Origin of the sequence: Streptococcus infantis (genome assembly GCF_047464615.1) — a bacterium.
In the GTDB taxonomy this organism is placed as follows: Bacteria; Bacillota; Bacilli; order Lactobacillales; family Streptococcaceae; genus Streptococcus; species Streptococcus infantis_Y.
This window is the reverse complement of record NZ_JASHBO010000011.1, coordinates 15,900-34,806: the sequence shown is the minus strand read 5'-3', so window position 1 is coordinate 34,806 and position 18,907 is coordinate 15,900. Positions and strand designations below refer to the sequence as shown.

Annotated in this window: 19 protein-coding genes and 1 pseudogene; 3 read left to right on the top strand and 17 right to left on the bottom strand. The window is 40.3% G+C overall.

Features of this window, described 5'->3' with window-relative positions:
• Nucleotides 1-155: 155 nt before the first annotated feature.
• Nucleotides 156-815, top strand: a complete 660-nt coding sequence (locus QM450_RS07545; protein ID WP_414320170.1) for a hypothetical protein — start codon at nt 156-158, stop codon at nt 813-815.
• Nucleotides 816-1,036: 221 nt separating this feature from the next.
• On the opposite strand, the gene QM450_RS07540 is transcribed toward QM450_RS07545, so the two are convergent.
• Complete coding sequence (locus QM450_RS07540) at nt 1,037-1,753, bottom strand: YebC/PmpR family DNA-binding transcriptional regulator (RefSeq protein WP_000532896.1); 717 nt, start codon at nt 1,751-1,753, stop codon at nt 1,037-1,039.
• 97 nt (nt 1,754-1,850) lie between these two features.
• Entirely contained in the window at nt 1,851-3,221 is a 1,371-nt protein-coding gene (locus QM450_RS07535; protein WP_414320169.1) for an MATE family efflux transporter, read from the bottom strand.
• Between the two features lie 108 nt (nt 3,222-3,329).
• Here QM450_RS07535 and QM450_RS07530 point away from each other — a divergent pair, with 108 nt between their 5' ends.
• Nucleotides 3,330-3,884 carry a GNAT family N-acetyltransferase gene (locus QM450_RS07530; RefSeq protein ID WP_414320168.1) on the top strand — a complete coding sequence of 185 codons (555 nt, stop codon included), beginning with the start codon at nt 3,330-3,332 and terminating at the stop codon, nt 3,882-3,884.
• Between the two features lie 201 nt (nt 3,885-4,085).
• Here the strand turns inward: QM450_RS07530 and QM450_RS07525 are convergent, their stop codons facing one another.
• The 7 genes from QM450_RS07525 to QM450_RS07495 form a co-directional block, all read right to left on the bottom strand.
• The gene (locus tag QM450_RS07525) at nt 4,086-4,280 is read right to left on the bottom strand and encodes a PspC domain-containing protein (RefSeq protein ID WP_414320167.1); all 195 of its coding nucleotides are present in this window, start codon (nt 4,278-4,280) and stop codon (nt 4,086-4,088) included.
• A 290-nt stretch (nt 4,281-4,570) separates the two neighbouring features.
• On the bottom strand, nt 4,571-5,725 hold the full coding sequence (gene recA, locus QM450_RS07520; RefSeq protein ID WP_414320166.1) for a recombinase RecA: 1,155 nt from the start codon (nt 5,723-5,725) through the stop codon (nt 4,571-4,573).
• A gap of 41 nt (nt 5,726-5,766) precedes the next feature.
• Nucleotides 5,767-7,035, bottom strand: coding sequence for a competence/damage-inducible protein A (locus tag QM450_RS07515; protein ID WP_414320165.1), 1,269 nt, complete (start codon nt 7,033-7,035; stop codon nt 5,767-5,769).
• A 79-nt stretch (nt 7,036-7,114) separates the two neighbouring features.
• Nucleotides 7,115-8,152 carry a biofilm formation/cell division transcriptional regulator BrpA gene (gene brpA, locus QM450_RS07510; RefSeq protein ID WP_414320164.1) on the bottom strand — a complete coding sequence of 346 codons (1,038 nt, stop codon included), beginning with the start codon at nt 8,150-8,152 and terminating at the stop codon, nt 7,115-7,117.
• 4 nt (nt 8,153-8,156) lie between these two features.
• Nucleotides 8,157-8,678, bottom strand: a complete 522-nt coding sequence (locus QM450_RS07505) for a GNAT family N-acetyltransferase (RefSeq protein WP_049526485.1) — start codon at nt 8,676-8,678, stop codon at nt 8,157-8,159.
• A complete protein-coding gene (tsaE, locus tag QM450_RS07500; RefSeq protein WP_007555495.1) occupies nt 8,668-9,111 on the bottom strand; it encodes a tRNA (adenosine(37)-N6)-threonylcarbamoyltransferase complex ATPase subunit type 1 TsaE in 444 nt (147 codons plus the stop codon). Before tsaE ends, QM450_RS07505 begins: the two co-directional genes overlap by 11 nt.
• Before the next feature lie 86 nt (nt 9,112-9,197).
• The gene (locus tag QM450_RS07495) at nt 9,198-10,619 is read right to left on the bottom strand and encodes an NCS2 family permease (RefSeq protein ID WP_414320163.1); all 1,422 of its coding nucleotides are present in this window, start codon (nt 10,617-10,619) and stop codon (nt 9,198-9,200) included.
• Nucleotides 10,620-10,815: 196 nt separating this feature from the next.
• On the opposite strand from QM450_RS07495, the gene QM450_RS07490 reads away from it, so the two are divergent.
• The gene (locus QM450_RS07490) at nt 10,816-11,628 is read left to right on the top strand and encodes a Cof-type HAD-IIB family hydrolase (RefSeq protein WP_414320162.1); all 813 of its coding nucleotides are present in this window, start codon (nt 10,816-10,818) and stop codon (nt 11,626-11,628) included.
• 129 nt (nt 11,629-11,757) lie between these two features.
• Here QM450_RS07490 and QM450_RS07485 read toward each other — a convergent pair.
• The 8 genes and pseudogenes from QM450_RS07485 to mgtA all read right to left on the bottom strand — a co-directional run.
• Nucleotides 11,758-12,186, bottom strand: a pseudogene (locus QM450_RS07485) (SP_0198 family lipoprotein); the annotation flags it as partial.
• Nucleotides 12,187-12,273: 87 nt separating this feature from the next.
• Nucleotides 12,274-13,512 (bottom strand): bifunctional folylpolyglutamate synthase/dihydrofolate synthase, encoded by a 1,239-nt coding sequence (locus tag QM450_RS07480; protein WP_414320161.1) that lies wholly within the window; start codon nt 13,510-13,512, stop codon nt 12,274-12,276.
• A 354-nt stretch (nt 13,513-13,866) separates the two neighbouring features.
• Complete coding sequence (locus tag QM450_RS07475) at nt 13,867-14,172, bottom strand: DUF1292 domain-containing protein (RefSeq protein ID WP_000017624.1); 306 nt, start codon at nt 14,170-14,172, stop codon at nt 13,867-13,869.
• 15 nt (nt 14,173-14,187) lie between these two features.
• The gene (ruvX, locus tag QM450_RS07470; RefSeq protein ID WP_049549170.1) at nt 14,188-14,607 is read right to left on the bottom strand and encodes a Holliday junction resolvase RuvX; all 420 of its coding nucleotides are present in this window, start codon (nt 14,605-14,607) and stop codon (nt 14,188-14,190) included.
• Between the two features lie 3 nt (nt 14,608-14,610).
• A complete protein-coding gene (locus QM450_RS07465; protein WP_000507060.1) occupies nt 14,611-14,877 on the bottom strand; it encodes an IreB family regulatory phosphoprotein in 267 nt (88 codons plus the stop codon).
• A 96-nt stretch (nt 14,878-14,973) separates the two neighbouring features.
• The gene (locus QM450_RS07460) at nt 14,974-15,546 is read right to left on the bottom strand and encodes an SP0191 family lipoprotein (RefSeq protein ID WP_000737513.1); all 573 of its coding nucleotides are present in this window, start codon (nt 15,544-15,546) and stop codon (nt 14,974-14,976) included.
• Between the two features lie 66 nt (nt 15,547-15,612).
• The gene (gene spx / locus QM450_RS07455) at nt 15,613-16,011 is read right to left on the bottom strand and encodes a transcriptional regulator Spx (protein WP_000591164.1); all 399 of its coding nucleotides are present in this window, start codon (nt 16,009-16,011) and stop codon (nt 15,613-15,615) included.
• A 135-nt stretch (nt 16,012-16,146) separates the two neighbouring features.
• Nucleotides 16,147-18,807, bottom strand: a complete 2,661-nt coding sequence (gene mgtA, locus QM450_RS07450) for a magnesium-translocating P-type ATPase (RefSeq protein WP_049549169.1) — start codon at nt 18,805-18,807, stop codon at nt 16,147-16,149.
• Between the last annotated feature and the right edge of the window lie 100 nt (nt 18,808-18,907).

Here is an 18,907-nt window from a genome sequence, read left to right as displayed (position 1 = left end):
TGAGAACTATTTTATCATTTTCAAATAGGATGTCAAGAAAAAAGTTTCCTTGAGAACTATCTAAGCAGAAATTGACATAAGCTCTTATTTTATCTATAATAAACACTATCTCACATAGATACGAATTCAGTTTACTAGAAATGAGAAATTCACACATGAAACAAAAAGAACAGAAACTCTTAGGAATCCTTGCCATCATCTTTGGAGCCCTGGCGCTTCTTGGTTCTTGGATACCTATCGTCAACATCCTATCTTTTTTCCTTGCCATTGCCACTTTGATTTTAGGAGTTTTTGGCATCGCCCTCAATCTCAGAAACCGTAAAACATTGGCTATGATTGGTTCAAGCTTTGGCCTCATTTCCATTATCATTGTACTGATAAGCCAACTGCTGTTCACTCCTATCTTCGCTGATTTTATAAGAGGCTATCGTAGCTCTTCTAATTATCTCATGGAAGAACCAACCAATGAAGATTGGCCAAATAGTACCATTGATGAATATGAAGAGGAAGAAGAGATATTTACCTGGACTCAAGAACAGTTTGATGCCTTAATAGAGGGCGACCCTTCCAACCAAGGGCAAGGCGGTAGCAATTACAAAGACATTATCAGTGAACATGGGATTCCAGATTCTGAAGTAGATTCAAGTGACAGTGATTATGAAACCAAAAGAATCACCTACCTCTCCCTAAGTTCACCTAGTAAGGCAGTTGTTTTAAACTTTGTAAAGCAGAAAAATGGTCAGTTTCTTCTGATTCATAAATTTGCTGTCGGACTGGACCGAAAAGAACAAACTGATTCTGGAGTGAAAGTTTAACATAACTAAAAAGGTACTGGGAATAGCAATCGGTAGGCCAAGCCTCGATTTCTAAATCCCAACACCACGATATTTCCACAATCCATTGGATTATGGACAATTATAGATTACTAATAACGTTTTGAGCAAAAGAGATTTTCGTCTCTTTCCTGCCCTTTTGTCATCACAAGATAAACAAACCCCTTGAAAACACTGAATTTTCAAAGGGGTTATTTTTATTCTTAGAATCCATCTACGTTTGTGTAGATTTTTTGTACGTCTTCGTCGTCTTCAAGGACTCCGTAGAGTTTTTCAAATGTTTCCAAATCTTCACCTGACAACTCAACTTCTGATTGAGGAATCATTTCCAATTCAGTTACTTGGAATTCTTCAATACCAGATTCACGCAAGGCAACGATAGCCTTGTGAAGGTCAGTTGGTGCAGTGTAGACAGTGATTGTTCCTTCTTCTGCTTCCACATCATCTACATCAACATCTGCTTCAAGCAAAAGCTCAAAGATGGCATCAGCATCATCACCTGCAAAGACGATAACGCCTTTGTTGTCAAAGAGGTAAGATACAGAACCTGAAGCTCCCATGTTCCCACCGTTTTTACCAAAGGCAGCACGCACGTTGGCAGCTGTACGGTTAACGTTTGAAGTCAAGGTATCAACGATCAACATTGAACCATTTGGCCCAAATCCTTCGTAACGACCTTCTGTAAAGGTTTCGTCTGTGTTTCCTTTTGCTTTATCGATTGCTTTATCAATAACGTGTTTTGGTACTTGCGCTTGTTTGGCACGATCGATAACGAATTTCAAAGCAGTGTTTAGTTCTGGATCTGGTTCACCTTTTTTAGCTGCCACATAGATTTCTACACCAAATTTTGCATATACTTTAGAGTTAGCTCCATCTTTAGCCGTTTTCTTAGCTACGATATTGGCCCATTTACGTCCCATTAGGAATCTCCTTTTTTCACATTTTAATCTTTCTTATTATAACACAAGTCTATCCGATTTTCACTAGAGGAAATGGATTTTTCTTTTGTAAATTAAGCTAGGATTTCCCGCCAGTAGCCAAGAGTTTTTTGCCTTCTTTGATCCATGGATGTTTGGAAAGTGAGAAGTAAAGTTGGGCAGTCATAACTAGCCAGAGAAGGGGCTCACATAGAATCACACCTGTATAACCTGTCCAAGGAATAATCCAAGCGACGAAAATAATTTTACCAAAAAACTCGATAAAGCTTGATACAAGTGGCAAGAATTTTTGACCGAGACCCTGCAAGCTATTTCTATAGATCAATAAAAGACTCAAAAACGGATAGAATACTGAACTGATGCGTAGGTACAAAGCCCCATTTTCAATCAAGTAACCGTCTGTCGAACTCGCTAGGAAAGAAACCAGGCTAGGACTTGCAAAAAATAGGAATACACAAGCAAAGCTTGCCCAAGCCATACTGATATAACTCCCTAGTCGAAGACCGTGGACAATGCGATCTGGACGTTTTGCACCAAAGTTTTGAGAGATAAAAGTGGTCATAGAGGCAGAAATTGCCGTCATTGGCAATAAGGCAAAGGCCATGATTCGGCGTGCTGCTGTCTGAGCACTGATAATGACTGCTCCAAAACTATTGACAGAGGATTGCAAAATAACACTTCCGACAGAGACGATTGAACCCATCAAGCCCATGGCTAGCCCCTGCTCTAAGAGATCGACATAGAGGGCCTTATTCCATTTGAAATCCTTCAACCTAGGAAGGAGCTCTGGAACACTCTTTCGGATATAGAGATAACAAAGGATAGCTGACAAACCCTGGGAGATAATGGTTGCAAGACCTGCAGACTGAACCCCCAACTGCAATTGTGTAATAAAATACAAATCCAGAATCACATTAACGATGGCTGAGAAAATAAGAAAACCAAGCGCAGCAAGGCTGTCACCAATTGATCGTAGCAAACCTGCAAAAAGATTATAAGCAAAGCTCACTCCCACACAGCTAACAATCATGGAGATATATTCATAGGACTGAGGGAGAATTTCTACAGGTGTTTCTAGGTACTGTAAGAGTGGATAAAGACCAAAAAAGCCCATCAACATGACAAGCACACTCAAGATAATCCCTAAAATCCAAGTTGCTGCGACAGCTTCCTTAATCTTTTCAAAATTACGAGCGCCGTAGAGACGTGCAATAACAACACCCATCCCATTTCCAACACCGAGGGCAAAGCCGATAATCAAATCAAAAATGGCTGTCGTTGCTCCAACTGCAGCCAAGGAATCTTGCCCTAAAAAACGCCCAACAATCAAGATATCAGCCGTATTGTAAAGTTGCTGAAAGATATTGGACAGTAGAATCGGTAATGCAAAACTAATTAGCGCGGGAAGGATGGGACCATAAATCAGGTCCACCGTTGATTTTTTATTCATAAGGCTATTATATCAGCTTTCTAGTAGGGGAACAAGAGAGTTTGGATAAGAAAGCGTTGCCTAGTTACAAACAATCTGGTATAATCGTGACAGAAAAGGAGGCTATGTATGAGCTTAACCAGCCAGTTAATTACAGATGTATTCCCAGACCTTGAGAAAGTTGACCAATTAAACAAGGAAGCCTTTCCTGAAGAAGAACGCGTCTCTTTGGAAGAATTTTTAAGTTACCAGGATAGAGATGATGCCCACTTTTTCGCTTTCTATAACGAGGAAGAATTTGTCGGCTTCGCTTTTGCCATTTCCAACCAAAAAGCATTCTACATTAGCTTCTTTGCTATTATGCCTCATCTCCGTAGTCATGGCTACGGGAGAGAAATCATTGAAAAACTCATTGATTTTTACCAACGTACCATGATTCTTGAAGTGGAGCGGTTGGACGAAGATTGTGATAACCTCGAACAACGAAAAGCCCGCATGGACTTCTACCTACAAAACGGCTTCAAAACAGCCAATGCTTTTTTGGAGTACGAAGGTCTTAGTTTTGAGATTCTATATCGTGGCGACCACTTTGATGAAGAAGCCTATCGGAATATCTTCCAAAAATTACAAGAAGAAAATTATTTTGACTTCCACATCGAGTACCGTCGCTTTAGTGAACACTAATCTAGATTGTAACCTTGAATCTCCATTAAAGATTTGTAATTTTCTCTATAACCGATTTACAATCACCTGTTGCAGGTGATTTTTTGTTATTCCCAAAGAAGATGAAAATTTGGAAAAAACTATCCCTAGCTCATCATAAATAAGGCTGAAACAATTTTGTTTCAGCCTTATCATGATTTATCTTATAAAGATGCACTAAGTTTACGCTTCTGTTCCAGCTTCTGGCATGATGAGCCAAAGAATGAGGTAAGCAAGAATTCCTGATCCACCTAGCAATGTGAAGAGAATCCAAAGCCCACGAATAAGTGTTGCATCAATATCTAAATAGTCAGCAAGACCTGCACAAACACCAGCAATCTTTTTATCTTGAACATTACGAACTAGACGTTTTTCCATACCAACAATCTCCTTGGCATTACTTTTATTTTCAATTTATTTTATCATCAAATCAAATCTTTTTCAATAGTCTTTCTACTTTTTATCTGAAGATGCTAGTTTTAGCAGATCTTATACTCAATGAAAATCAAAGAGCAAACTAGGAAGCGACCCGAAGGCTGTACTTGAGTACGGCAAGGCGAAGCTGACGTGGTTTGAATTTGATTTTCGAAGAGTATTAAGCTCTCATTGTTTCAGTTCCTTAGTCCAAAGAACAGAAAAAGTGGGGATTCCTCCACCACTTTTACTTTTTAATCTTCAATTTCGATTTCAAGATCATCGCCAAGGTCAAGAGTCACTTCTTGATTAGCTACTTCTGATTCCGCAGGTGCAACTTTTTCATCAGCTACTGCATCATCTTCAATCAAGCCAAACTTGACACGAACTTGGTGGTCAATCTCGTCAAAGACTTCTGGATGATCTGCCAAGTATTTCTTAGCATTTTCAGAACCTTGCCCGATTTTCTCATCCTTGTAAGAGTACCAAGCTCCTGCTTTTTTGATGATATCCAAATCGCTTGCAATCTTCAAAAGCTCACCAGTCTTAGAAATCCCTTCTCCGTACATGATTTCAACGAAGGCTTCCTTAAATGGTGGAGCCACCTTGTTTTTCACGACCTTAATTTTAGTTTCTTTACCAACATTGGTATCTTTCTGGTCACCAGTTCCCTTGATTTGCGTGCTTCCACGAACATCCAAACGCACTGATGCATAGAATTTCAGAGCACGTCCACCAGGAGTTGTTTCTGGATTTCCAAACATGACCCCAACTTTTTCACGCAATTGGTTGATAAAGATAGCAATTGTTTTGGTTTTATTGATAGAAGCACCAAGTTTACGCATAGCCTGGCTCATCATACGAGCCTGCAAACCAACGTGGCTATCTCCGATATCTCCATCAATTTCCGCACGAGGGACAAGGGCCGCAACTGAGTCGACTACGACAAGGTCAACTGCACCTGAGTCAATCAATTTCCCTGCAATCTCAAGACCTTGCTCTCCTGAGTCTGGTTGAGACAAGAGCAATTCGTCAATGTTGACCCCAAGAGCCGCAGCATAAGCTGGATCGAGGGCATGTTCTGCATCGATAAAGGCTGCAATCCCACCTTCTTTTTGCGCTTGTGCAACTGCATGAAGGGCAACCGTTGTCTTACCAGATGATTCTGGACCGTAGATTTCGATGATACGTCCCTTTGGATAACCACCTGATCCGAGTGCGATATCAAGAGCCAAAGAACCTGAGCTCATCACTTGGACCTTTTGCTCTGCACGTTCACCCAAGCGCATGATTGATCCCTTACCGAAATCTTTTTCAATCAATTTAAGGGCATCGTTTAGGGCTTTTTCACGATCAGCACCAAATTTTTTGCCAATTTCGTCTAATTTTTTTGTTGGTTTTTTCGCCATTTTATTCTCCTGTACTCTAATAGTCCTTAGACCTTCTTCTATTATAACAAATCTCCATCACTTAATAAAGCTTTGCGAACTAGGTTAAAGGCATGTAATACTGCAATTTCTCGCACATCTGCACGACTTCTACCTGCGATATTGGCCTGGATAACTTCTGCCCCCGAAGCTTGCGCCAAAGCAATAAAAACTGTACCTGCTGGATGTCCTTCTAGGCTATCTGGTCCAGCCACTCCTGTCAAACTAATGCCAAAATCTGACTGGGTCTTGATTCGCGCCTGTTCAGCCATTTTTTCAGCAGTAAAGGCTGAGACAACTCCATGCCCTTCCAATTCAGCTCGTGGAATATCAAGCATCTTAGCTTTTTCTTCAAGGCTATAGGTCACAAAACCACCTTTAAAGATAGCAGATACACCTGAGAAATCAGCCAAAGTAGCTTGAAAAAGACCTGCAGTCAAGCTTTCTGCTGCAGTGATAGTTTTCTTTTGCTTTTTCAACTCTTCTACTACCAGGCTAGCCAAGCTGGTTTCTTCCCCATAGCCATAGCAAATTTCTCGAAGTGAAACACCCTCAAAGGTTTCTCTTTCAAGGATTTTTTGTTCTAAAGTATCTAGAACACGATCAGCTTCTTCTTGACTCTTAGCCTTGGTCGATAATCGAAGGGTCACTTCCCCAGTTTTAGCATAAGGTGCCAAGGTTGGATCCGTCTGCTGGTCAATCAAATCTGATAGAATGGTCACTAGCTGGCTCTCACCAATGCCAAAGAAACGTAGCACACGTGAATAGAGCTTAGATCCCGTTGTCAATCTTGGAAGCAACTCATTTAAGACCATAGGTTTCAATTCACTTGGAGGTCCTGGTAGAACGACGTAGGTTACCCCAGCCACCTCGATCATGCCACCGACTGCCAGTCCTGTTTTGTTTGGTAATGGAGTTGAACCTTGAACGATTTGAGCCTGGCGTTCATTATTTGGAGTTCTAGCATAGTCTGGTCGATGAGCAAAAAAGTCATCTAGCTTAGCCTGAGCATGAGGATCAAAAGTCAAGTCACGTCCTAAAAATTGAGCCAAAGTTTGCTTGGTCAAATCATCTTCCGTTGGCCCCAAGCCACCTGTTAAAATAACTAGACTACTGCGATTCTGAGTAATTTCTAACAAGGATAAGAGACGAGCCTCGTTATCTCCTACGGCCGTCTGAAAATAGACATCTACACCGATTTCAGCCAACTTTTCAGACAAGAATTGCGCATTGGTATTGACAATTTGACCTGTCAAAATCTCTGTTCCAACAGCTATAATTTCTGCTTTCATTTTTTCCTCCTACTTACCTATTCGGATTTCTTTGAAAAAATCGCAGGATAATTCCTACGATTTGACCAATAGTTTCCTATTATTCTAACTCTTCTACTGCAACACTAGTAGATTGAGGCAACTGACCCTGACCATAAAGATTCTCATACAAGACTACATTAGTCTCCAAATTCGTAACCTCTGGTTGCCCGAGCGAACGACGTAAAAGATTTTGCATCTCTAACATATGCTCAGATGTCACGATTTGGTAAGATGTCCCTTGAAGCATTGCATCCTCTCCACGCAATTGTTGAGACTCAATATTCTTGAATGAATCTTGATAACCCATCAACTGAGGAATGGTTGTCGTTGTAATTTCGATATTTGTCTGCATATTGTCACTAAGAGCCTTCAGAATCTCTTGATAGTGACTCACACTGTTCAGACTAAGAATCTTCTCGACAACTTTTTGAATCACTTCACGCTGACGTTTTTGACGACCATAGTCTCCTTCTGGATCCTGATAACGCATACGTGAATAAACAAGGGCTTCTTCACCATTTAGCTTCTGTTCACCAACACCGATAGAAATTGTATTAAATGGTTCCTGATCCTGGATAGAGATTGGGAAACCTAGAGTGTTGTTCACTGTAATACCACCCACAGCATCAACCATTCTTTGAAGTCCATGCATGTTGACCATCACATAACGGTCAATATGGATATTCATCATTTTTTGAATCGTTGAAATAGACAACTCTGCTCCACCATTGGCGTAGGCAGCATTGAGTTTAGCCTCCGTTACACTACCATCTGGCTGCTGGATTTGTGTGAGAATATCACGCTCCAAACTCATCATGACTGTCTTCTTGGTTTTAGGATTCACTGTCACCAAGATCATTGAATCACTATTACCTTCCCATGGGTCTGTACGCTCAACATTTCCCGTATCCACTCCCATAAGCAAAATCGTCAGAGGTTCGGTCGCTTCAATGACCTTGGTTTCTTCACCGATTTTTTTATAGGTTTTAGCTAGGGTCTGTGTACTCTGTTGGTAGATCGTATAGGCATAAGCTCCCACACCAAGTACTGTCACAAGAACAAAGCCTAAAAACATTCCGATTATCTTTTTTGCCATACTCTTATTCGTCTATCAGTTGACCCATTAGGTAAACATCTAGAAACTCTCCTCCTTCTATACAAGCACCACGTTCCTGTAATCCTTCTATGTTAAAGCCCATTTTTTCATACAGATGCACCGCAGCAAGATTTCTTTTTTGAACTGTCAATTGTAACCGTCGAATACTACCACTTGATTTGGCCCATTCAATAGTTTCTTCCATCAAGATACTACCGAGACCATTTCCCCAGTAAGCTTTTTTTATTCCTAAAAAGACATCTCCAATATGACGGACTCGCGGACGTTGATCAGCTGTTGTATTGATGATTCCTACTAACTCATCATTCAAAAAAGCGAGTAGGGTAATTTGATTATCCGACTGGGCCTGCTTATCCAAAAAATGTTGCATTTCAGACTCACTCATTGCAATCCCATTTTCATCCAGACTGGTAAAACTAGTCTCTTGACCAATTTGATCTAAGAGAGCAATGACCGCTGAAGCATCCTGGGCTTCCGCTTCACGGATTAAAAGATCATACTCCATCCGTCAATCCTTTCAAAAGTTCTGTCGCTCTTTGGCCATGAGCATGAAAGACGATTTCTCGGCCCTCATCTTTTTTAAGGATTTCTAACTCCAGATAATCTGATGGAAGATTTTCCCCCAATAGATGTCCCCACTCAATAACCGTTACACCTGAACCAAAAAGAAATTCATCCAAGTCGATAGAATCTGCATCCCCTTCGATGCGATAAACATCTAAGTGATACAAGGGTAGACGTCCTTCATATTCTCTAACAATGGTATAAGTAGGACTCTTAATCATTTGATGAATGCCTAATCCCTTAGCCAGACCCTTTGTTAGCGTTGTTTTCCCAGCACCTAATTCACCAGTCAAAATCAACACATCATTTTTTTCTAACAAGTGCCCTAGCTTTTCCCCAAGTGCAACCAACTCATCTTCATTTTTTGTGTACATGTAATTATTATACCAAAAAGTTTTATTTTGTGATATTTCCATCAACAAAAAAAGAGGAGACTCCCCTCTTTTTTTAGTTTTTGTCATTAGTTAAGAGCCATACTGATGTAGTTCAAGATAAACAAGGCATCCAAAATCCAAATCATGACATGCACATCTTTCACTTGACCTTTGACAACCTTCGTCAAAGTATAAGTTAAGAAACCAATGGCAATCCCTTGTGTGATTGAGTAGCTGAATCCCATAAAGATAGATGTGAAGAAAGCTGGAACAGCTTCAGCCATATCATCCCAAGGGATATTTTTCAAGTTAGAAAGCATCATAATTCCGACGATGATCAAAATTGGTGCAGTTGCAGCTGTTGGAACAATTGCTAGAAGTGGGCTAAAGAAGCTTGATAGGGCAAAACAGATGGCAACAACCAAAGCTGTCAAACCAGTACGTCCACCAGCACCGATACCAGCTGCAGACTCAACATAAGTTGTAACGTTTGAAGTACCTGCAATAGCACCTACTGAAGTTGCCACCAAGTCAGAGTAAAGAGCCTTATCCAATTTAGCTGACTCATGGTTTTCACCACTTGTTGCAATGATACCAACTTTTTCACCAGTACCGATAAGAGTACCGATAGTATCAAAAATATCTGTCAATGAGAAGGCAAGAATGGCCATCAAGGTTTCTGGCAAACGAGAAGTGTTTGAAATCAGAGATCCCAATCCTTCTGAACCAAGAGCAGCACCAAACAAGGTTCCTAGGTCGTTAACTGCTGATGAAAGATTGTTGCTTGCAAAATCAATGCTAGACAAATCAACAAGACCAACAGCAATCGCAAGAACTGTCGTTGTCAAAATAGAAAGGATGATACCACCTTTGATCCCCTTAACAACGAAGAAGATAGTAATAGCAAGACCTGCAAGAGCTACCAAGACAGCTGGAGAGTTGAAGTCTACCAATCCTGGAACAGCTGCTGAGTTTGCAGTAAGTGCTGCTTGAGCCTTATCTGCTCCTTCACCTGCTACTGTATAGGTACCTGGGTCAATCGAGAATTTCAAGAGACCAGCATTCTTAATCCCAACATAAGCAAGGAAAACCCCAATACCAGCTGAAATCGCTGAACGAAGAGTTGTAGGAATAGATTCGATGATCATTTTACGAACATTGGTCAATGTAATAATCAATGAAATAATCCCACAGATGAAGACCATTCCAAGGGCTTCCTGCCATTTATAACCCATCCCAAATACGACGGTAAATGTGAAGAAGGCATTGAGTCCCATACCTGGAGCTTGCGCATATGGCAAGTTAGCATAGAAGGCCATCATCAAAGTTCCCACAACAGAACCGATAATTGTCGCCAAGAATACACCCTGAACAGGCATTCCTGTTTGTGAAAGCATTTGAGGGTTTACAAAGAGAATATAACTCATTGCAAAGAAAGTTGTTAAACCAGCAAGCACCTCTGTACGAACATCTGTCCCGTGCTCTTTTAGTTTAAATAGTTTGTCCATTTTTAATCTCCTTTGTCATTTTACGAACAATAACACCATTATATCACCAATCATTCATATTTTCAAGATATTTTTTCTAATTTTAAAAATTCTTATGAGATATTATTCTCTTTATTTTCGCTTATTATCAGCTTTTCTAGTCACTTTCTGATATAATAGAAAACATCTTATCTGAAACTAGATTCGGGAGGATTTTATGACTAAAAAAATGATTGCCGTCGATTTGGACGGAACCTTGCTCAACTCTGAAAGCAAACTTTCTGATTTTACTATTGAAACGATTAAGAAAATCTCTAAAAAAGGCCACCAAGTTGTTATCGCAACTGGTCGCCCTTACCGTATGGCCAAAGATTTTTATGACCAACTTGAACTTGAAACCCCTATGATCAATTTCAACGGCTCACTCACTCATCTGCCAGGTAAGACTTGGAAACATGAAAAGTGTCTGACTGTGGACAAAAAATACCTCTTGGATATCGTGAAACGAAAAGAGGAGATTGAGGCAGACTTTATCGCAGGTGAATACCGTAAAAAGTTTTACATTACAGCCCTGGACAAAGAAATTGCCAACCCTAAATTATTTGGTGTTGAAAACTTTCGCCCAGAAAATCAATTCCAGTCTAACTTAGTGACCAAAGGGCCTAACTGTATTTTATTACAAACTAGGGCAGACGATAAATATGCACTGGCTGAAGAGATGAACAGCTTCTACAAGCACCAACTCAATATTAACACTTGGGGCGGCCCTTTGAACATTCTCGAGTGTACTCCCAAAGGAGTTCACAAGGCCTTTGCCCTTGAATATCTTCTCAATGTCATGAATATAGACAAACAGAATTTGATTGCCTTTGGTGACGAACATAATGACCAAGAAATGCTTTCTTTTGCAGGTAAAGGATATGCCATGAAAAACGCAAATCCTGCTCTGTTACCTTTCGCAGACGAGCAACTACCATTAACCAACGACGAAGATGGCGTCGCTCAATTTTTACAAGAACGATTTCTTTAATTTCACTCATTCTATACTTTTGTGGTAGACATTAGCTACCTTAAAAGTATGGAATTTTTTTGAGCTCAAAGTCAATGAAAAAAGGATTTGAATCCGTCTTTTACAGATCCAAATCCCAACAAATGATGTCTATTTCTTTAAAACGATACGATCCGAAGCCTCGCTGTCCATGTCATCGACAATAATCTGGTTCTCTTCAGCCACATAAATCTTGATATCGTCTCCAATAAAGACTCTCTGATTTTCTGGTTCAAAAGTGACCTTTTTAATTTCCTGATCACCATCAGCTTCAACTTCTGTCCATGTTCCAGTATTACCAGTAACAACGAGAGTAATGCTATCTCCCTCGTCTTGGCCCTTGTAGGTCCCATCTATATTAGTAGTTGTGTCAGTCTTTGCACTAGTATTAGAACTAGAAGCACTGGTTTCTGATACTTGACTAGTGCTCACTTCAGAGCTAGTGCTTGCTTGGGATGAAGGTGTCGACTTAGTTGTTGACGAACAAGCAACTAAAAGACTAAGACTTACCACAGTAGCAAGAGAAAGTGTGAATTTTTTTTAGTGACATAATGTCTCCTTTCTTTTAACAACTATGAAGTATCATAATACTGCTGAGCCATTTCACCTCTACTATATCAAGCGGGTTCAAACATTCACAAGGTAGGCACGAACCTCAGATATAAAATAGAGAGAACCTGTCACAAATAGCAAGTCTTTCTCCCCTGCAGACTTTTCAAAATCATCTATAAAGTCTCGATAGGAAGCAACTCTATGATAGCCGCTCAAATCCTGCTCCTCCAAAGAGCCTTGATAGTCGAAGCTCGTCACATAGAGAGCTGTATCAGGTAAATGATCTGTCAAATAAGTTAACATTCCGCTATAATCCTTACGCTTTAAAGCTCCAAAAAGGATTTGAAGGTGACAACCTTGCTGAATTTTTTGCTGGATAAATTCAACCAACCGCTCTAAAGCCGGTAAATTGTGAGCCCCATCCAAATAAATGTGCTCCGTAACAGCTTCTAGACGCCCAGCCCAGCTGGTTGTTTTCAGAGCACACCGGATAACTTCCTCATTGACCTTTTCACCTCTCTCTGTCATAAACAACAGAAATGCCTGCAAAGCAAGGGCGGCATTTTCCTCTTGATAAGCTCCTTCCAAACCCAGTTTTAGTCGGGTCAAATCCGCTAGAGAAGAAGAAAAATCTCCTGATTTGAAAGAAAAATCTCGGTCAGCTTGATAGAGAGTTACATCTAAATCTTCTGCTATCTTTTGACAAACGAGCTGGGCTTCAGGAGCTAAGTTTGCAATCACTGATACCTTTCCTGGCTTAAAAATCCCTGCCTTCTGTTCTGCGATTTCTTCCAGACTATTGCCCAAGGTCTCCTGATGATCTAGGCCGATTGATGTAATAACTGCGATCTCTCCAGTCACCACATTGGTCGTGTCAAGCAAGCCACCAATTCCAACTTCCAATAGAACTAGGTCCACCTCTTGTTCTTTAAAATAAAGCAAAGCAATCACAGTTAACAATTCAAAAAAAGATAGCTGATCGTGGGTTTCTAGAAGTCTTTGCTCCATTTCCTTAACTTGATTTGCTAAACGGATAAAGTCTACGTCCGATATGGGTTGACCATTGATACAAATCCGATCATGAATGCTAACAATGTGAGGGGAAGTAAAGGTTCCCACATTCTTACCATGAGAAACAAAGAGCTCTCTCATAAAGGCAATGGTTGAACCTTTTCCATTTGTCCCTGTCACATGGATAATAGGATAGGCTTGCTCAGGATTTCCCAGCAAGTTTACCGCACTCTGCATCCGCCCCAAACCTGATCTAAAATTCAAACCGATTCGACTATGAAGCCATTTTTCTACTTCAAACACGCTTAATCTCCTTAATCCTTAACAAAAAAGCGAAGATTCTCTTCGCTTTTTACTTCATTAGCTAGTATTTAATTCTAGTATGGGAGAAAAATACCCCTCGGACGTTCCTGCTTTTTCTTATTTCTAGAAGCAGGGCTGATACAGTCTCCCAGACTACCTGCGTTTCTAATTTCTAGCGCTGGGCTAAAAACATCCCCCGAACTTACTGACGGTTTTTATTTTTAGCGTCAGGCTAAAAACGTCCACTGGACTTACCAGTTCTCCCTTATTTTAAGGAACTGGGCTGATACAGTCTACCAGACTACCTGCGTTTCTAATTTCTAGCGCAGGGCTAAAAACGTTCCCCGAACGTTTTTACTCCTCCATAAAGCTGTTGAAGACTTCTTCAATCATGTTCCATTCATCTTCTGAATCTTCAGGGATTGGTTGCAATTCACCTTCTGTTCCATCTTCATTTTCGATGAATGAGTATGCTTGGATTTCAACTTCACCATTTTCATCTTCTTCTGCGTTAACTGGTACAAGAAGGACATAGTTTTTACCAAATTCTTCTTTTCCGTCAATAGTCAAAAGGATTTCAAATAAAGTTTCGTTTCCTTGCTCATCTACAAGTGTAATAAGTTCACGTTCTTCGTGATCGTGGTTGTGATCGTGTGACATAGTTTCTCCTCTGTCTTAAAATTTTCTATCTAAATAATTTTGCAAAATCAATTGAGCAGCTAATTTATCAATAACTTTTTTACGCTTATTGCGACTAATATCTGCTTGCTCAATCAACATACGCTCAGCAGCAACCGTAGTCAAGCGTTCATCTTGATAATCTACCGGTAAGCCAAAGAGCTCTACCAACTTCTCGCCATATGCCTGGCTAGCTTCCACCCGTGGGCCACTTGTGTTGTTCATGTTTTTAGGCAAACCGACAACAAACTGCTCCACCTTGTATGTATCAACCAACTCCTCAAGTCTATCAAAACCAAACTGACCTTGTTCTTCATTGATTTGGATGATTTCAAGTCCTTGTGCCGTAAAACCTAACGGGTCGCTAATCGCTACTCCTACCGTTTTGGAGCCAACGTCCAATCCCATAATTCTCATAGATTATAGATCGACTCCTTGTCCTTTAAGGTAGTAGCGAACCAGTTCTTCAACGATTTCATCTCGCTCATACTTACGGATTTGATTTCGTGCATTGTTATAACGAGGAACGTAAGCTGGGTCTCCACTGAGAACATAGCCCACGATCTGGTTAATAGGGTTATAGCCCTTTTCATTCAAAGAAGCATAGACATCTGTCAATGTTTCACTGATTTCTTTTTTATTGGAATCGTCCAATTTAAAACGTACGGTTTCTTCAGTAAATCCCATTCTAACACCCTCTTTCCTTAGAATAGTACTATTATAGCACATTCGCGGTCGTTCTACAAATCACACAGTCTGATTCTGCTGATTTTCTCTGACTTTTTACTGGACTGTTGCCCCATTTGCAACACGATTAGCAATATAGTCCTCTGGTTCGTTTTTCAATAGATTTTCCAGTCCAACATTCTTCAAGTATTCGTTTTCACTTGCTTTTTTGAGATCCAGTGTTTGGAAATCATAGCTAGTCTTGGTTTCCATTTCTTTCTCATTTAAAAGAGTCGTTTCAATGGTAAAGCCTGAAATTTTTCGAGCTGCCTGCACAGATTCATCCTTGTCCTCAGCTTCTTTAAGAGCTTTTTTAGCTTCGTCTAATCCACGTTCAGAAATATAATTTTTTAAATCTTCTGATACAGGACGTTTCTGCTGAATGGTCAAGCTTAAAAATTGATTGCCTTTGTAAGTAATGATTTGAGTTTGCTGTGCTCCACTCTCATCAGCTGGCAAAACCAAGGTCTTAGTAACAACTGTATTCTTGGTTGCATTTTCTAATACGGGCAAGGTAGACTGTAGAGCTTCCTGAGAACTCTCAGTAGTTGAAGCTGCTGTTTCTTTTTTCTGACCACATCCAACGAGCAAAAATAGTGCTGCGAATGTTCCGATGACTAACTTTTTCATAAATCCTCACATGTTATCCAATTTAAATATTAGAGAAGGCCAGGAGTCACTCCCAGCCTTGATGTTTTATAGAGCCGCACGTAAACGCGCTTCTGCATTTTCCACATTACGGACAGAGCGTGGCAAAAAGGCACGGATATCGTCTTCTTTATAGCCGACTTGTAGACGTTTCTCATCTACAAGAATCGGACTTTTCAAGATACGTGGTGTTTCCATAATCAGGTTGAGCACTTCATTCACACTCAAATCTTCGATATCAACACCAAGGGCCTTTGCATAACGATTTTTCGATGATACGATACTTGCAATTCCATTGTCTGTTTTTGTCAAAATATCAAGTAGTTCTTCTCTCGAAATTCCTTCCTTACCAAGGTTTTGTTCTTTATAACTTAACTGGTGGGCATTGAGCCAGGTCTTCGCTTTTTTACAGCTAGTACAACTTGAGACTGTATAAATTTTAATCATGTACCTACCCCTTTCGCTACATGTTACTATCAGTTTAGACTATTATACCATAAAAAACATCGGACTTGCGACCTATTTTTAAAAAATTTTAACTTTTTTGGCAATTTTTGAACTTTTTTCTTGACAAAATACGAACTATAACCATTCTTTATACTTCTTAATGTAAAACTCCTTAATAACTGTAACGCTAAACATATACAAGAAAATAATACAGATTAAGAACAAGAAGTAAGGAAGTCCTAAGGGTGCTAGACGAAGGATATTTACTAGCGGTCCATAAGGTAGACTGGTTACGAAAAAGGCTGCAACCAGTGTCATCAAAATCACAAGCCAAGCTGGTCTGCTTTGTACAAAAGGAACTTTTGCTGTACGAAGCATATGGATGACCATGGTTTGAGACCACATAGATTCGATGAACCATCCTGTTTGGAACAAGATAATAAACTGAAGGGCAGATTCTGACCCATGAACATAATGATGGCCAGTCACCAAAGGAACAATGATAAAGTAGAGGAAGATAAAGGTCAAAATATCAAAAACAGATGAGATTGGTCCCATCCAAACCATAAATCGCGTAATGGATTTTGCTTCCCATGTATGGGGTTGTTTGAGGAAATCTTGATCCACATTATCAAATGGCAATGCCACACAAGATAAATCGTAGACTAGGTTTAGGACAATGAGATGAACAGGGGCCATTGGTAAAAATGGCAAGAAGATACTCGCAACAAGGAGTGAGAAGATATTCCCAAAGTTTGAACTAACGGTCATCTTAATATATTTGGTCATGTTGGCGTAGACCTTACGGCCCTCAACGATACCAGTTTCAAGAACCATGAGATCCTTGTCTAGCAAGATAACATCCGCTGTTTCCTTGGCGATATCGACTGCTGTATCTACAGAAATACCGACATCTGCCACCTTCATGGATGGGGCATCGTTAATACCATCTCCCATATAACCAACACCGTGACCATTTCTCTTTAACTGTAGAATGATACGCGCTTTTTGGTCAGGAGACAATTTGGCAAAGACTGTTACACTTTCAACCGCTTCTGCCAACTCTTGGTCTGTCATTTGGTCAATATCAGCTCCCAAAAGCATCTGCTCAACATCCAAACCAACCTTTTCACAGATGGCCTGGGTTACTTTTTCATTATCCCCAGTTAAAATCTTTGTTCTGACACCATGCTCAAGTAGGACTTGGATAGCGGGTGCTGCAGATGGTTTTGGTGGATCCAAGAAGGCAAGGTAACCCGTAAGGATCATATCACTTTCATCATCCACAGCATAGGCATAGTCTTCACGTAAACCTGATTTGTAGCCAACACCTAAGACACGCAAGCCTTGACGGTTTAATTGACCAACTTCTGCCAGTACTTCTTGGCGAATACCTTCCGTAATAGGGATTATTTCTCCACGATATTCCACATGTGTCGAAATGTTCAACATTTCTTCTAAAGCGCCTTTGGTCACCATACTAACAACATTGCTATCATCTTTGACGATAACACTCATGCGTCTACGTTCAAAATCAAATGGTAGTTCGTCGATTTTTTGGAAGCTGGTGTCTAGATTTTGTAGGATAGCGTGTTCCTTAACTTCTTTTTCAGTTCTACTGATAATGGCACGGTCCATCAAGTTTTTCAAACCTGTTTGGAAATGTGAATTTAGATAAGCTCTTCTTAAGACCGCCATATCCAAATCACCATGGATATCCAAGGGATATTCTAAGACAATCTCATCTTGCGTTAGAGTTCCAGTTTTATCCGTACAAAGGATATCGATTGCTCCTAAGTCTTGGATAGCATTTAGTTTTTTGATGACTACCTTTTCCTTGGCCATGATAATGGAACCTTTTGCTAAGCTGGCTGTAATAATCATCGGAAGCATTTCTGGTGTCAGTCCGACACCCACGCTCAAGGCAAATACTCCAGCCTCTAGCCAGTCTCCATCGGTTAAACCATTTGCAAAAAACACAATCGGAACCATGACAAGCATCAAGCGGATCAAGAGCCAAGAAATACTGTTCATTTCACGTTCAAAAGAAGTTGGCTCATCATAGGTGTTGAGAGTTTGCTCGATGGCTCCCATCATGGTGTCATCCCCAACTGCTAGGACCATAGCTGTAGCACTTCCTGAGATAACGTTTGTCCCCATGAATGCCAAAGATTCTGCTTCTAAGAGGCTATCTACATCTTGACTAGTCGCTTTATTTAAAGCAAGTTTTTCGACTGCATCACTTTCTCCAGTCAAACCTGACTGTTGAACGAAAAAGTCACGGGATTCAAATAAGATAATATCAGCTGGGATCATATCTCCAGCACTCAATTTCACGAGGTCTCCCACAACTAACTCATCGATTGGCAACTCTTGTTCCAGACCATCACGAATGACAGTTGCCGTGTTGACAATCATTTTTGAAAGATTGGTTGTCGCCTTGTCGCTCCGTAACTCTTGGACAAAACGGATGCCTCCTGATATCAAGACTAAGACAACAATAATGATAGAGGTAGTTGGGTCCTCTTGGCCAGGTTTGGCAAGCCAAACGTTTGTAACGAGAGAAATAAAGGCAATCACAAGCAAAATGATTGTGAAAGGATTGATAATGGACTCATAAATCTTCTTAAAGATGGAATCCTCTTGACCCTTGGTAATGGTGTTTTCACCATACAGGTCACGGTTTTCTTCGACTTGTTCTTGGTCTAAGCCTTTTAGACTTGTATGGTAAAAAGCTAGACTATCTTTTAATGGGGTTTGAATAGCTGCTGCTAGTCTTTCTTTTGTAGTTTTCATTGGTTTCTCCTATCTGTATGAATGATAATTTCATACACAGAAACCAATCGCTTTATAAGGACAAAACGACACAAATCAGCGATTGGCTGTGTATGTGCGG

Excerpts from the sequence above, each read along its gene's own strand:
- QM450_RS07545 (WP_414320170.1), top strand. The coding sequence starts at position 156 with ATGAAACAAAAAGAACAGAAACTCTTAGGAATCCTTGCCATCATCTTT.
- QM450_RS07540 (WP_000532896.1), bottom strand. The coding sequence starts at position 1,753 with ATGGGACGTAAATGGGCCAATATCGTAGCTAAGAAAACGGCTAAAGAT.
- QM450_RS07535 (WP_414320169.1), bottom strand. The coding sequence starts at position 3,221 with ATGAATAAAAAATCAACGGTGGACCTGATTTATGGTCCCATCCTTCCC.
- QM450_RS07530 (WP_414320168.1), top strand. The coding sequence starts at position 3,330 with ATGAGCTTAACCAGCCAGTTAATTACAGATGTATTCCCAGACCTTGAG.
- QM450_RS07525 (WP_414320167.1), bottom strand. The coding sequence starts at position 4,280 with ATGGAAAAACGTCTAGTTCGTAATGTTCAAGATAAAAAGATTGCTGGT.
- recA (WP_414320166.1), bottom strand. The coding sequence starts at position 5,725 with ATGGCGAAAAAACCAACAAAAAAATTAGACGAAATTGGCAAAAAATTT.
- QM450_RS07515 (WP_414320165.1), bottom strand. The coding sequence starts at position 7,035 with ATGAAAGCAGAAATTATAGCTGTTGGAACAGAGATTTTGACAGGTCAA.
- brpA (WP_414320164.1), bottom strand. The coding sequence starts at position 8,152 with ATGGCAAAAAAGATAATCGGAATGTTTTTAGGCTTTGTTCTTGTGACA.
- QM450_RS07505 (WP_049526485.1), bottom strand. The coding sequence starts at position 8,678 with ATGGAGTATGATCTTTTAATCCGTGAAGCGGAAGCCCAGGATGCTTCA.
- tsaE (WP_007555495.1), bottom strand. The coding sequence starts at position 9,111 with ATGTACACAAAAAATGAAGATGAGTTGGTTGCACTTGGGGAAAAGCTA.
- QM450_RS07495 (WP_414320163.1), bottom strand. The coding sequence starts at position 10,619 with ATGGACAAACTATTTAAACTAAAAGAGCACGGGACAGATGTTCGTACA.
- QM450_RS07490 (WP_414320162.1), top strand. The coding sequence starts at position 10,816 with ATGACTAAAAAAATGATTGCCGTCGATTTGGACGGAACCTTGCTCAAC.
- QM450_RS07475 (WP_000017624.1), bottom strand. The coding sequence starts at position 14,172 with ATGTCACACGATCACAACCACGATCACGAAGAACGTGAACTTATTACA.
- ruvX (WP_049549170.1), bottom strand. The coding sequence starts at position 14,607 with ATGAGAATTATGGGATTGGACGTTGGCTCCAAAACGGTAGGAGTAGCG.
- QM450_RS07465 (WP_000507060.1), bottom strand. The coding sequence starts at position 14,877 with ATGGGATTTACTGAAGAAACCGTACGTTTTAAATTGGACGATTCCAAT.
- QM450_RS07460 (WP_000737513.1), bottom strand. The coding sequence starts at position 15,546 with ATGAAAAAGTTAGTCATCGGAACATTCGCAGCACTATTTTTGCTCGTT.
- spx (WP_000591164.1), bottom strand. The coding sequence starts at position 16,011 with ATGATTAAAATTTATACAGTCTCAAGTTGTACTAGCTGTAAAAAAGCG.
- mgtA (WP_049549169.1), bottom strand. The coding sequence starts at position 18,807 with ATGAAAACTACAAAAGAAAGACTAGCAGCAGCTATTCAAACCCCATTA.